Annotated in this window: 11 protein-coding genes, 1 pseudogene and 5 riboswitches; of the genes and pseudogenes, 11 read left to right on the plus strand and 1 reads right to left on the minus strand. The window is 40.9% G+C overall.

Annotated features, from left to right (window positions below; all coding sequences use genetic code 11):
- Positions 1-528: 528 nt before the first annotated feature.
- Positions 529-756 carry a hypothetical protein gene (locus Ga0466249_RS06660; protein ID WP_215828664.1) on the minus strand — a complete coding sequence of 76 codons (228 nt, stop codon included), beginning with the start codon at positions 754-756 and terminating at the stop codon, positions 529-531.
- Positions 757-925: 169 nt separating this feature from the next.
- Positions 926-1108, plus strand: a riboswitch (cobalamin riboswitch).
- A 265-nt stretch (positions 1109-1373) separates the two neighbouring features.
- Positions 1374-1556, plus strand: a riboswitch (cobalamin riboswitch).
- A 295-nt stretch (positions 1557-1851) separates the two neighbouring features.
- Between Ga0466249_RS06660 and Ga0466249_RS06665 the strand changes: the two genes are divergently transcribed.
- The 11 genes and pseudogenes from Ga0466249_RS06665 to Ga0466249_RS06715 all read left to right on the plus strand — a co-directional run bounded on the left by Ga0466249_RS06665 (position 1852) and on the right by Ga0466249_RS06715 (position 12495).
- Positions 1852-3147, plus strand: a complete 1296-nt coding sequence (locus Ga0466249_RS06665) for an acetyl-CoA hydrolase/transferase family protein (protein ID WP_215828665.1) — start codon at positions 1852-1854, stop codon at positions 3145-3147.
- Positions 3148-3180: 33 nt separating this feature from the next.
- Positions 3181-4548 carry an aldehyde dehydrogenase family protein gene (locus tag Ga0466249_RS06670; protein ID WP_215828666.1) on the plus strand — a complete coding sequence of 456 codons (1368 nt, stop codon included), beginning with the start codon at positions 3181-3183 and terminating at the stop codon, positions 4546-4548.
- Positions 4549-4573: 25 nt separating this feature from the next.
- Positions 4574-5692: a 4-hydroxybutyrate dehydrogenase gene (locus tag Ga0466249_RS06675; RefSeq protein WP_215828667.1), complete on the plus strand. Its 1119-nt coding sequence runs from the start codon at positions 4574-4576 to the stop codon at positions 5690-5692.
- 94 nt (positions 5693-5786) lie between these two features.
- Positions 5787-5939 (plus strand): hypothetical protein, encoded by a 153-nt coding sequence (locus Ga0466249_RS06680; protein ID WP_215828668.1) that lies wholly within the window; start codon positions 5787-5789, stop codon positions 5937-5939.
- A gap of 49 nt (positions 5940-5988) precedes the next feature.
- Positions 5989-7455 (plus strand): 4-hydroxyphenylacetate 3-hydroxylase family protein, encoded by a 1467-nt coding sequence (locus Ga0466249_RS06685; protein ID WP_215828669.1) that lies wholly within the window; start codon positions 5989-5991, stop codon positions 7453-7455.
- Positions 7456-7502: 47 nt separating this feature from the next.
- Entirely contained in the window at positions 7503-7787 is a 285-nt protein-coding gene (locus Ga0466249_RS06690; protein ID WP_215828670.1) for a NifU family protein, read from the plus strand.
- A 227-nt stretch (positions 7788-8014) separates the two neighbouring features.
- Positions 8015-8198: riboswitch (cobalamin riboswitch) on the plus strand.
- Positions 8199-8351: 153 nt separating this feature from the next.
- Positions 8352-9245: an adenosylcobinamide amidohydrolase gene (locus tag Ga0466249_RS06695; RefSeq protein ID WP_215828671.1), complete on the plus strand. Its 894-nt coding sequence runs from the start codon at positions 8352-8354 to the stop codon at positions 9243-9245.
- Positions 9246-9460: 215 nt separating this feature from the next.
- Positions 9461-9644: riboswitch (cobalamin riboswitch) on the plus strand.
- A 305-nt stretch (positions 9645-9949) separates the two neighbouring features.
- A riboswitch (cobalamin riboswitch) is annotated at positions 9950-10129 on the plus strand.
- Between the two features lie 163 nt (positions 10130-10292).
- Entirely contained in the window at positions 10293-11135 is an 843-nt protein-coding gene (locus Ga0466249_RS06700; protein ID WP_215828672.1) for a sirohydrochlorin cobaltochelatase, read from the plus strand.
- A gap of 82 nt (positions 11136-11217) precedes the next feature.
- A pseudogene (locus tag Ga0466249_RS06705) lies at positions 11218-11367 on the plus strand (nucleotide-binding protein); the annotation flags it as partial.
- 92 nt (positions 11368-11459) lie between these two features.
- Positions 11460-12095 carry a MotA/TolQ/ExbB proton channel family protein gene (locus Ga0466249_RS06710; RefSeq protein WP_215828674.1) on the plus strand — a complete coding sequence of 212 codons (636 nt, stop codon included), beginning with the start codon at positions 11460-11462 and terminating at the stop codon, positions 12093-12095.
- Positions 12082-12495: an ExbD/TolR family protein gene (locus Ga0466249_RS06715; protein ID WP_215828675.1), complete on the plus strand. Its 414-nt coding sequence runs from the start codon at positions 12082-12084 to the stop codon at positions 12493-12495. Before Ga0466249_RS06710 ends, Ga0466249_RS06715 begins: the two co-directional genes overlap by 14 nt.

Here is a 12495-nt window from a genome sequence, read left to right on the forward strand (position 1 = left end):
AAGTGTTTTTAGACGAAAATATTATCACAAAATATTATCAGATTTATTTGACTTGTTCTTTAATATATGCTATTTAAAAATCATAAGTAATAAATTTAAAATTTCATATAGATGGAAATAGGTGCCATTGCATTGACGATAAATTTTACGCTTAATTCCGTAGTAGCTCTTCTACTCACACAAATAGACACGATTGTCAAAGCCGCTGCGCCGGCAGCAGTAAACAAGATTATTGCTCATTTGGAGTCGGAAGAAAAAACCTTGTCCAGCTTTTTTGTGACCAAAATTCGAGACCCATTGAGGTGATGCTGTTAACCGATATCGAAACAACGGTTGTGTCTGAATTATCAGCTGGTTTAACTACCGCACTACAAGATATACTTAAAAAATTAGAAAGCCAAAAATAATGATTTTAGCCCAGAAGATGTATCGCGGGATTTTTATTGATTATTTTTTAGTGCGGCAGCAAGCTGGGTTAACTCAAGGGTTCGGTCGCTGCGTGGTAAGGTGATGTTATGTGGGCATACATTAATACACCGCTTTTAGCCAGGCGTTCGGATGGGAAGTGCAAGTGCCGCCGCATCCTTTGCTTGTAACTTCATTGGGAATTGCTATGTTCGGATAAAAATAAATGGTTACTATGCCAAGAATAAGCAGAATCGTTACTAACAATAATCCCCATGCTAAGAGGGCTTCTTTCGAGTACCAATAAGAAAAGAGTAGTTGCCAAGAACTTGCAGGAGTTAATTTATGCATGAGTAGCCTCCTCAATGGAAAATAACTACAGATAAAGGAGTATATGTATTAGTAAGTGCGTCATATGCCAAACTGAAATGAAACATGATTCTCATGGTTAAATTCTTTTGACGGATAAATTTATCTGTGTTAGAATAATAACAAGAAAATTTATTAATTTAATAAAAATTTCATAACGATGGAAATAGGTGCCCTTAGGGGCTTAATAGGGAAGTCCGGTAAAATACCGGCGCGGTCCCGCCACTGTAATGGGAAGCAAACTCAAAAAATGCCACTGAGACGAATTGTCTTGGGAAGGTTTGAGGAAGCGATGATCCAGAGCCAGGAGAACTGCCTATTTAACAGTCGCCGTTTGACCTGCGAGAGATGGGGAGGAGATTGGTACGATAGCTTTTTTATTGTACTTATTTTATCCCAGTATCGTTGATACTGGGATTTATGTTTTTAGTTATTAAAAACATCTCCTGGATAGCCGGAAGATGTTTTTTTTATAATGTTTTTCTCTTTATCCGAGAGCGATAATGAGGGGGATGTGGAAGGCTTTACCCTTTCATGTTGATACCTTCATTGTCTAGCTTAGGAATTTTATGTAATTAAAAATTTTGTCTAATAAAAATTTCATAACGATGGAAATAGGTGCCCTGAGGGGCTTAATAGGGAAGTCCGGTGAAATACCGGCGCGGTCCCGCCACTGTAATGGGAAGCAAACTCAAGAAATGCCACTGAGACGAATTGTCTTGGGAAGGTTTGAGGAAGCGATGATCCAGAGCCAGGAGAACTGCCTATTTAACAGTCGCCGTTTGACCTGCGAGAGATGGGGAGGAGATTTGTACAATAGCTTTTTATTGTACTTATTCTATCCCAGTATTATTGATACTGGGATAGATGTTTTTAGATATTAAAAACATCTCCTGGTTTGAAGGCCAGAAGATGTTTTTTTTATAATATTTCTCTTTTTACCCGAGAGCGATAATGAGGGGGATATGGAAGGTTTAACCCTTTCACGTTAATAACCCTCATTGTCTAGCTTAGGGATCTATAGAATCAGAAATTTTGTTTAACGAACAACAAATTACAAAAAGGAGAGGATTTATTTTGAATGATTGGAGACCTAGTTATCAGAGTAGATGCATGTCAGCTCAGCAAGCGGTGCAACATGTTAAGTCTGGTGATCGAGTGGTAATTGGTCATGCCTGTGGCGAACCGCCTACTTTAGTCGAAGCTTTAGTTGAGCGGGCACCGGAATTGGAAAATGTGGAAATTGTTCATATGGTTGCAATGGGATCAGCCAAGTATGCTCAGCCTGGTATGGAAAAAAGTTTTCGCCACAATGCGCTGTTTGTGGGGGCAACGACACGTAAGGCTGTGGCAGAAAAGCGGGGCGATTTTACACCTTGCTTCTTTTCAGAAGTTCCCCGCCTGTTTCGAAATGGCCTATTATCTGTCGATGTTGTGCTTATGCAAGTAACGCCACCGGATGAGCATGGGTTTTGCAGTTTTGGTGTATCAGACGATTATACAAAAGCTGCGGCAGAAAGTGCTAAACTTGTGATCGCACAAGTCAATCGGTTCTTACCGTGGACAGGTGGAGACAGAATTCATGTCAGTGAGATTGATTGTTTTGTGGAAAAAGATGAGGCTATAGTGGAACTTCAGCCGCCTCCGATTCATGATGTTGAAAAAGCAATCGGTAAAAATGTTGCCAGTTTGGTTGAGAACGGAGCAACATTGCAATTAGGAATTGGCGCTATTCCTGATGCTGTGCTGCTGTTTTTAAAAGATAAAGAAGATTTGGGTTTGCATTCGGAAATGTTTTCTGATGGTGTTGTTGAATTGGCCGAGGCCGGTGTGATGACAAACCGCAAGAAAACGCTGCACCCAGGAAAATTTGTTGCCACTTTTTTAATGGGAACACGCAAGTTGTATGACTTTGTCGATAATAATCCTGATGTGGAAATGTATGGGGTAGATTATGTCAATGATCCCTATATCATTGGTCAAATCGATAATATGGTTTCGATTAATTCGGCATTGCAAGTCGATCTTATGGGACAAGTGAACGCCGAGATGATTGGTACCAAACAATTTAGCGGTGTGGGAGGACAGGTTGACTTTACTCGCGGGGCCAGTCGCTCGCGTAATGGCAAAGCGATTATCGCTATGCCTTCGACAGCCTCGCATGGTAAGATTTCTCGTATTGTGTGTCAGTTAGATACGGGGGCAGCTGTGACGACATCGCGTAATGATGTGCAGTATATTGTGACTGAGTACGGTATTGCCGATTTACGCGGCAAATGCCTGCGGGAGCGAGCCAAGGCTTTAATTGCCGTGAGTCATCCTGATTTTCGGTCGACCTTATTAGCCCAGGCAACAGAGCAAGGATTGATTTAATTAAAATTACATAGCGGAAGGAATGAATAAAACATGGAGAAACAGTACTCAATAAGTGAATTAATTAACAAAGCAAAAATTGCCCAGCAAATTTTTGCGGGCTATACACAAGAGCAAGTCGATCAATTGGTTCGTGTCATAGGCAAAGTCGTTTATGACAATGCCGAAATGTTGGCTCGTGAAACGGTCGATGAAACGAGAATGGGCGTTTATGAAGACAAGGTAGTCAAATGCAAAGGCAAGTCACGGACAATCTGGAATAGCTTAAAAGGGAAAAAATCTGTCGGCATCATTAAAGAAGAACCAGAGAAAGGCCTCGTATATGTGGCAAAGCCGAAGGGGGTTATTGGTGCGATTACTCCAACGACGAATCCCATCGTTACGCCCATGTGCAATGCCATGTTTGCTGTGAAAGGGCGTAATGCCATTATTGTTGCACCTCATCCAAGATCAAAAAAATGCTCCACACACACGGTACAGCTCATTAATGCTGAATTGAAAAAACTGGGTGCTCCGGAAAATGTCATTCAGATTATTGAAGAACCCAGTATCGAAAAGACGCAGGAATTAATGCAATCCGTTGATGTTGTTGTGGCTACAGGTGGCGCCGGCATGGTGAAATCGGCCTATTCAAGCGGAAAACCTTCCTATGGTGTGGGTCCTGGCAATGTTCAGGTTATTATGGACCGCGATTATGATGATAACCAGGCTGCGCAGGATATTATTGCTGGTAAAAAATTTGATAATGGCATTATTTGTTCAGGTGAGCAATGCATTATTGCACCGGCTGAGAAACATGCTGAGATTATGAAATTATTTGTGAAAAATGGTGCTTGCTATTTTGACGATGAAGCGATAGTAGACAAATTTAGACAAGTGATGTTTATTGATGGTACTATTAACGGAAAAATCGTCGGACAGTCTGTTAAGTTTATTGCTAATCTTGCCGGAGTACCTGTACCGGAAGGTTCCCAAGTCATTATTTTAAAAGCCAAAGGCAGGGGCAGTGCCGATATTCTTTGCCGGGAAAAAATGTGTCCCGTTATGATTACCTTTGCTTATGAGACGTTTGAAGATGCGATTGATATTGCGAAAACTAATTTATTGTATGAAGGTGCGGGTCATTCCGCTGTCGTGCATTCCAACAATAAGGAACACATTATTCAGGCCGGTTTAGCGCTTCCATTTAGTCGTCTGACGATTAATCAGCCTTCTTCCACGAATGCCGGAGGCAGTTTTTATAATGGTTTCAACCCTACGACAACCTTAGGTTGCGGTTCATGGGGCAACAACAGTATTTCCGAAAATCTAACGTATACTCACTTAATTAATATATCGCGTATTGGCTATTTCAATAAAGATGCCAAGGTTCCTACGGATGAGGAAATTTGGTCGCTCTAATTTATAAAAGAGGAGGAGATTGAATATGCAGATGCTTCAGGTAAGACCTCAGATTCATCAGTTTAATCACGTACAGGAATTCGCTGAGTTTTTCAATATCGGAGCAGGAGATTTTATTTTAACTCATGAGTTTCTTTATACGCCGTATTTGAAGGAATTACATCTTGACGCGGATTTTTTGTTTCAAGAAAAATATGGTGTAGGTGAACCATCTGATGAGATGATTGATGCGATTATCCAGGCGATGGAAGGGAAAGAATACAAACGGATTATTGCCATTGGCGGCGGTACAGTAATTGACATTGCAAAGCTTTTGACAATAAAGGATGCAAAACATGCACTAGACTTATTTGAAAAAAAGATTCCTTTAATCAAAAGTCGGGAATTGATTCTTGTCCCAACGACTTGCGGAACAGGCAGCGAAGTGACGAATGTTTCTATTGCTGAAATTAAGTCCAAACATACTAAGATGGGGCTTGCCGTGGATGAACTTTACGCGAATCATGCTGTACTCATTCCTGAACTTGTGCGAGGTCTTCCGTACAAATTTTTTGTTACCAGTTCCATTGATGCCTTGATTCATGGCGTCGAATCATTCGTTTCTCCCAAATCCAATGCGTTTACTGAACTGTTTAGCTTGAAAGCCATTGAGACGATTATCAAAGGTTATCAACAAATTATTGAGCGAGGGCCTGATTATCGACTGAATATTTTGTCCAATTTCGCCTTTGGGAGCACTTGGGCGGGGGTTGCTTTTGCAAATACAGGAGTTGGCGCTGTCCATGCTATGTCCTATCCACTTGGCGGAAATTATCATGTCCCGCATGGTGAAGCCAATTATCAATTTTTTATTGAAGTGTTTAAAACCTATAATCATAAGCAGCCTAACGGTAAAATTAAGGAGTTAAATGAATTTTTAGGCAAAATATTGGCAGTGGATGATATTTCTTGCGTATACGACAAATTAGCTGAGCTACTTGAGCAGCTGTTAAATCGCAAGCCACTTCGTGAATATGGCATGAAGGAAGAAGAAATTGAGACGTTTACGGACAATGTTATTTCAGGACAACAGCGATTGCTTGTCAATAATTATGTCCCATTGAGTCGAAATGAAATTCGCGATATCTTTCATGCGCTATATTAATTTGGACAAAAATTTCGGAATTTATTCGTTTTTTGTCATAATCTAGCGGTATAAAAAAATAGCTATATGATTGGCGAAAAAGGAGTGAAGTATCATGTCAAATGGTAAGCTGCCGGAAGAAAACACAACGACTGTTACAGAAGACAGTAATATAGAGTCTGATTCAGAACGAGAGCGCTTAGATAAACAAGCTGTAGAAGAATTTTTAAAGGAATTTGTTTTTATTTCTTTTAAACGACCGCAATGAGTTAGGCGTTAGTTTATCAAGCTAATAAAAATATGAGGGGGTAATTTTTATGACTTTAAAAACACCTGAACAGTATGAGGAAAGCCTAAGAAAACTCAATTTAAAGGTTTATTTGCAAGGGGAGCTTGTTGAAAATCCAGTCGATCATCCTATTATTCGTCCTTCTATGAATTCCGTCAAGGCCACTTATGAATTAGCGCAAGATCCAGAGTATGCTGAATTGATGACAGCTACTTCTTATTTGACAGGCGAAAAAGTAAATCGTTTTTGCCATTTGCATCAAAGTCCGGCTGATTTGGTGAAGAAAGTAAAAATGCAGCGCTTGTTAGGCCAAAAAACTGCGGCCTGTTTCCAGCGTTGCGTCGGTATGGATGCCATTAATGCTGTGGACAGTGTGACTTTTGAAATGGATGAAAAGCTGGGTACTCAGTATCATAAGCATTTTGAAAAATTCTTGCGTCAAATGCAACAGGAAGACTGGACTGTGGACGGAGCCATGACAGATCCGAAAGGGGATCGTTATTTGGCACCAAGCAAACAGGCTGATCCTGATTTGTTTGTTCATATTGTAGAAAGACGGAAAGACGGTATTGTTGTTTGCGGTGCAAAAGCGCATCAAACAGGAGCTATTAATTCTCACTGGATTTTAGTGATGCCGACCATTTCCATGGGCAAAGATGATGCGGATTATGCCGTCAGCTTCTGTGCTCCTGCTGATGAAAAAGGTATTTTCTATATTTATGGACGGCAGTCGTGCGATACGCGCAAACTCGAAGGCGATACGATTGATGTAGGCAATAAGAAATTTGGTGGTCATGAAGCCTTGATGGTCTTTGATCATGTCTTTATTCCGTGGGAAAATGTCTTTATGGCTGGGGAGACGGAATTTAGCGGTCTTCTTGTGGAACGTTTTGCAGGTTATCATCGTCAAAGTTACGGCGGCTGTAAAGTCGGCGTAGGGGATGTGCTTATTGGAGCAGCGGCTCTTGCGGCAGATTATAATGGTGCAGCTCGGGCATCGCATATTAAAGATAAACTGATTGAAATGCAGCACTTAAATGAAACTCTTTATGCCTGCGGCATTGCTTGTTCGGCTGAAGGACATAAAACAGCCTCAGGGACGTATCTCATTGATTTACTGCTTGCCAATGTATGTAAGCAAAATGTTACGCGGTTCCCTTATGAAATTGCGCGTTTAGCAGAAGATATTGCCGGTGGACTCATGGTAACGCTGCCATCGCAAAAAGATCTGAATCATCCTGTTATTGGCAAAGTGGTTGAAAAATACTTTAAAGGTGTGGCGTCGATTCCGACAGAATGGCGGATGCGCATCTTACGGCTGATTGAAAACATTACGTTAGGCACGGCAGCTGTAGGTTATCGGACAGAATCTATGCATGGTGCGGGATCGCCGCAGGCCCAACGGATTATGATAGCCCGTCAGGGAAATATTGAGGCGAAAAAAGAATTAGCTAAGGTCATTGCTGGTATTACTGATCAAGGTGCAGCGAAATAAGGTTCTGTCGTGAAAATAAGTGTAGATGAAGACGGGCGGGAAATGCAATGAATAGAATCGAACAAATTATTGAAGAAAAAATTCGTCCAATCCTTCAGAGCCATGAGGGTGACATCGAGTATTTAGATACGACAGAAGATGGATTTGTTAGGGTGAGACTCACCGGGGCCTGTTCAATATGTCCCGGTGCCCAACAAACCTTGAAAGAAGTCGTGGAAACAATCCTTCGAGCAGAATGTCCTGAGATTCAAGGTGTTGTACCTGTTTTTGAAGTAATCGACGAATTGATTCAGCAGGCCTTGGAGATTTTAAGACAGGGGAAACCTTCGTAGTATGAATAAAGGTTGATGAAAGCGGAGTGTTTCTAAAATAGGAGGACCTGACAGTGACATGATTGATACTGTCAGGTCCTCTATTGTATAAAAAATTTATTGAGCTTCTTTGTTTCATTGGTCAGAAATTTATTTTGCCTGAAAGTGTTTAGACGAAAATACACAGATTTATTTGACTTGCTCTTTGATATATGCTATTTTAAAATCATAAGCAACAATGTGAAAACTTCATATAGATGGAAATAGGTGCCCTTTAGGGGCTTAATAGGGAAGTCCGGTGAAATACCGGCGCGGTCCCGCCACTGTAATGGGAAGCAAACCAAAAAATGCCACTGAGACGCTAATGTCTTGGGAAGGTTTGGGAATGCGATGATCCAGAGCCAGGAGAACTGCCTATTTAACAGTCACCGTTTGACCTGCGAGAGATGGGAAGGGGATTAGTAGAGCGCTTTTTCTTCCCGACTATTTTAGTCGGGATTTTCTATTTTGTCCAGAGACTTTTCTAGCTGATCAGGAAGTCTTTTTATTTTGAGTAAAATTAGTGTCGAAAAGAGGTGTAAAATAATGAAAAATCAGTTGCTTAAAACGGGTGGACTGTTTATTGAGACGAAGCATTCATTGATTTGCCAGTTTCCAGAGCCACGTCTTGTTTTGAGTACATCCAGTTACAATGGCGGTTTTCTTATGGCAGATGCTATTTTTAATCATTGTATCAGTCGTGTCCAAGCAGACTTTGATACGGAACATTCTTCATTTGTTAGTTCATTTGAAGAAGCATCTAATGATTTGTTGAATTTTGCTGTTATGAATGGTTTTAACTGTGAACGCATTACAGGTTTACTTTCGAATACAAAGGTTGATCGTCATGGCTATAGTGCATTTTATTTTCAAGATACGCTGATTGAAGTCATTGCAACAGCAGTAATCGGGACGAATGCGATGAGGGCAGGGGAGCATGGCGAGGATAGTAATCGTGATTGTGCGTTTAATGATGCTATCAATCTGTTAGTCTTAACGAATGCGCAGATAGCAGAGGGGAATATGGTTAAAGCCTTGTTAACCATTACGGAAGCCAAAAGTGCAGCACTTCAGGAACTGGCTGTGATTAATTCTTGTACATTAAGTCCGGCTACGGGTACTGGAGCAGATGGGATTATTTTTGCTACCAATCCAACGGCTAAAGTATTTTGTAATGATGTAGGGACCCAGTCGTTGTTTGGCGAAGCTTTGGCTTGTGCAGTGAAAACGGCATTGAAAGAATCACTAGCTATGGAAAGCAAAATTATTCCCTGGCGTCAAAGTCGAGCGGAAGAACGGCTGTGGCGGTTAGGAATGGATGAAATTTGTAGTGCCGATTTACCTTTTTCAACGGCTAAAGCACAGGTTATTTTGATTTTTTGTCAGGCTGTATGGCAGGAATATTGTTGGGGGCTACTCGGGATTGATGGACTTTATTAATTATTTTCATTGCTTGAAAGTCCCGTTTTTCAACCAGGCGGAATGAAATTATGTGCTGCTTTGCGTCAAAAAATAGCTGCAGTAAATTGCACTGAGGGTAAGTTGAACTGGAATATGATTAGCGAGTTATGAGGATTGAATGGATTTATTTGACTTATTTGACTTATTTGCAGGGACATGTTATAGTGAATACATAGTTTTTAGCATTCGAAAAACTTTATATGTTTGAGATAGGTGCCCTTAGGGGCTTAATAGGGAAGTTCGGTGAAATACCGACGCGGTCCCGCCACTGTAATGGGAAGCAAGCTCAAGAAATGCCACTGAGACGCTAAAGTCTTGGGAAGGTTTGAGCGCGTGATGATCCAGAGCCAGGAGAACTGCCTATCTAGCAATCACCATTTTTACCCACGAGCGATGGGGAGGGGATTTAAGAAGAAATCAATCCTTCCTGGCTGTGAGTGGCCGGGATTTTTTTGTTGTCAAACCTTTTCCTTGCCTTGGCAAGGAGTCATTAGATAGTTCCAATTATTTTGTTTCCATCGTTGCGCCTAGACACCGCAACTGATGCCCCTCCTCCGGGGGCTTTCTTTTTGAAATTTAATTTTTCGACTGACCTTTTGATGGGAATTTTTATTTTCATTAAACGAAGATTTCATGTGTTTGACTTATTTGGAAAAATGTGCTATGTTTTAATTATTAGAAAACTTCATATGTTTGAGATAGGTGCCCGCAAGGGCTTAATAGGGAAGTTCGGTGAAATACCGACGCGGTCCCGCCACTGTAATGAGGAGCAAACCCAAGTATACCACTGAGACAATTGTTTTGGGAAGGTTGGGCGAGCAATGATCCAGAGCCAGGAGAACTGCCTGTTTAGCAATCACCATTTTTACCCACGAGCGATGGGGAGGGGGTTACATAAGAAATCAATCCTTCCCGACTATAGTTATATGGTCGGGATTTTTATTTTTTGATTTTCCTTATAAAAAAACTTCCTTTATTGCGGGAAGTTTTTTTTATTGTCGAATTTTTGGAGGATTGGAGGATATCATGTTACAGCAAAAAGCAATTTTAGTTGTCAGTTCTGGTACGATTTATCGTGAGGCATTACAATCCAGTATTGAAAGTATAGAAAATAAAATACGTGAAGCTTTTCCTGACTATGAAGTGCGTCGGGCTTTTACTTCGCGCAAAGTGATAAAAACATGGGAAGAAAGAAACGGCATTCATGTGGATACGGAACAAGAAGCACTGGAACGGCTTCAGACTGAAAAATATAAAGAAGTCTTGATTCAGCCATTACATCTTGTTGTAGGTGAAGAATATGAAAAAATCAAATGGATAGTTTCTCATTACGTACATGCTAAACTCAAAGTATTTGAGCATGTGGCGATTGGTCGTCCTCTGCTTTATTATATGGGGCTAAATGGCAAATCAGATGATTATCTTAATGCGATTCAGGCGCTTAAAAAGCAACTGCCGCCACTTGGAAGAGAGGAGGCTGTTGTCTTGGTAGGGCATAGCAAAATTCATCCGGTTAATACAGCTTATGCTGCTTTACAACTTAAAATGGAAGAAACCGGGTGGAAGCACGTTTTTATTTATACAATAGAAGGCTTTCCCGAACTGCATCATGTGATTGCCAAATTAAAAAAGGCCCGTATAAAAAAAGTGATGTTAATGCCTTTTCTATTAATGGCGGATGAACAAGTGGAACATGCTTTGGCGAGTCATGACGATTCTTCAGTCAAATCGCAATTAAGTAAAGCCGGTTTTGAAGTTGCCACTTATCTTCACGGACTAGGCGAAAATGAAGCGATTCAGCAGCTTTATGTTCAGCATCTACTTGATTTGATGTGTCCAATTGATCGCTCCAAAGATTGTAAACATTAATGGATAAGAACGTTTTGTATTACATTACCTAAGGTTTGCTCAAGTTACAGGAGGGCGCAGACAATGAACGGAGGAAACCGTTATGCGTAAAATTTCATTTTATGGAAAAGGAGGCATTGGAAAATCAACAACTGCGGCAAACGTTTCTGCTGCATTAGCCGAGAACGGATATTCGGTTTGTCAGATTGGCTGTGATCCGAAAAATGATTCCACTCGGTTGTTATTTGGGAAAACTTGCCGGGTGTGTGGCGCAAATCCAATTATTCATATTGTTAAGAATTTGCAGGTGGCCTTTTAAGTATATTCTTTATTGGAGGAGAAAACATGGAGTCTATTACACAAAGTTTTGCCGTTTTTCAAAAAGGCGGTTTTGCAATGTATCTGATTTTATTTTGTTCTTTTGCCGTGATTGGCATCGCAGTGGAACGGTTTTTCTATTATCGGGAAATGAAACCAAAGCAAGACGGATTTATTGACAAAATAACACCCCTGATTGAAGGACACGACTGGGAAGCAGCATTAAACGCTTGTTTTCAGACAGGTGGAGTTGTAGCAAATGTAACTGCCAAAGGAATCAGGTATTTTGAACAGGAATTGGCGGCTTATGAAACAGTACTTGAAGGTGAAGTAGCGCTTGCAGTAGCCAAATTAAGTGAAAACTTAAATCATTTGGAATCCATTGTTACGGTTGCACCTCTGTTGGGATTGTTGGGAACGGTTCTCGGGATGATCGGTTCATTTAGTGTGTTAAATATTAAGAGTGGTCAGCCCCTGGCAATCACCGGCGGTGTAGGAGAAGCGCTCGTTGCGACGGCTTCCGGCCTTTGTGTCGCCATTTTATCCATGGCTGTGTATAGTTATTTTACTCATCGACTGGATCGAATCATTACCGATTTAGAACAAGTCTGCGTTTTGCTTGTAGCGCAGTTAAAACAGGAGAAAAACCATGAACATCAGTAAGCTTCGCCGGAAACGGCAGCCAAAACTTATGATTATTCCTATGATTGATATCATTTTTTTTCTATTGGTTTTTTTTATGATGAGTACGTTATACATGGTGGAGCAACAGCAGCTCATTCCGGTGCATTTGCCACAAGCGCAGTCGGCGCAAAATGAAAGACCCCATAGCATTGCGATTACGGTGACAGCGGAAGGAAAAATTTTATTTGATAAAGAGGAAATCTCCCTGGAATTGCTGGAAAAACGGACGCAAGTTGAATTGTATAAGCAAAACGATATTGTATTTATTCTACGCTCAGACAAGCAAGTGGAATATGGTAAAGTAGTGGCGGCTTTGGATGAATTGAAATTAGCTGGAGCGCAGCGCATTTCAATCGCAACAGAAAGAAAGGAGAAATAG

The sequence above is a fragment of the Pelorhabdus rhamnosifermentans genome (genome assembly GCF_018835585.1).
Classification (GTDB): domain Bacteria; phylum Bacillota; class Negativicutes; order UMGS1260; family UMGS1260; genus Pelorhabdus; species Pelorhabdus rhamnosifermentans.

Excerpts from the sequence above, each read along its gene's own strand:
- Ga0466249_RS06695 (WP_215828671.1), top strand. The coding sequence starts at position 8,352 with ATGAAAAATCAGTTGCTTAAAACGGGTGGACTGTTTATTGAGACGAAG.
- Ga0466249_RS06700 (WP_215828672.1), top strand. The coding sequence starts at position 10,293 with ATGTTACAGCAAAAAGCAATTTTAGTTGTCAGTTCTGGTACGATTTAT.
- Ga0466249_RS06660 (WP_215828664.1), bottom strand. The coding sequence starts at position 756 with ATGCATAAATTAACTCCTGCAAGTTCTTGGCAACTACTCTTTTCTTAT.
- Ga0466249_RS06710 (WP_215828674.1), top strand. The coding sequence starts at position 11,460 with ATGGAGTCTATTACACAAAGTTTTGCCGTTTTTCAAAAAGGCGGTTTT.
- Ga0466249_RS06690 (WP_215828670.1), top strand. The coding sequence starts at position 7,503 with ATGAATAGAATCGAACAAATTATTGAAGAAAAAATTCGTCCAATCCTT.
- Ga0466249_RS06685 (WP_215828669.1), top strand. The coding sequence starts at position 5,989 with ATGACTTTAAAAACACCTGAACAGTATGAGGAAAGCCTAAGAAAACTC.
- Ga0466249_RS06675 (WP_215828667.1), top strand. The coding sequence starts at position 4,574 with ATGCAGATGCTTCAGGTAAGACCTCAGATTCATCAGTTTAATCACGTA.
- Ga0466249_RS06670 (WP_215828666.1), top strand. The coding sequence starts at position 3,181 with ATGGAGAAACAGTACTCAATAAGTGAATTAATTAACAAAGCAAAAATT.
- Ga0466249_RS06680 (WP_215828668.1), top strand. The coding sequence starts at position 5,787 with ATGTCAAATGGTAAGCTGCCGGAAGAAAACACAACGACTGTTACAGAA.
- Ga0466249_RS06715 (WP_215828675.1), top strand. The coding sequence starts at position 12,082 with ATGAACATCAGTAAGCTTCGCCGGAAACGGCAGCCAAAACTTATGATT.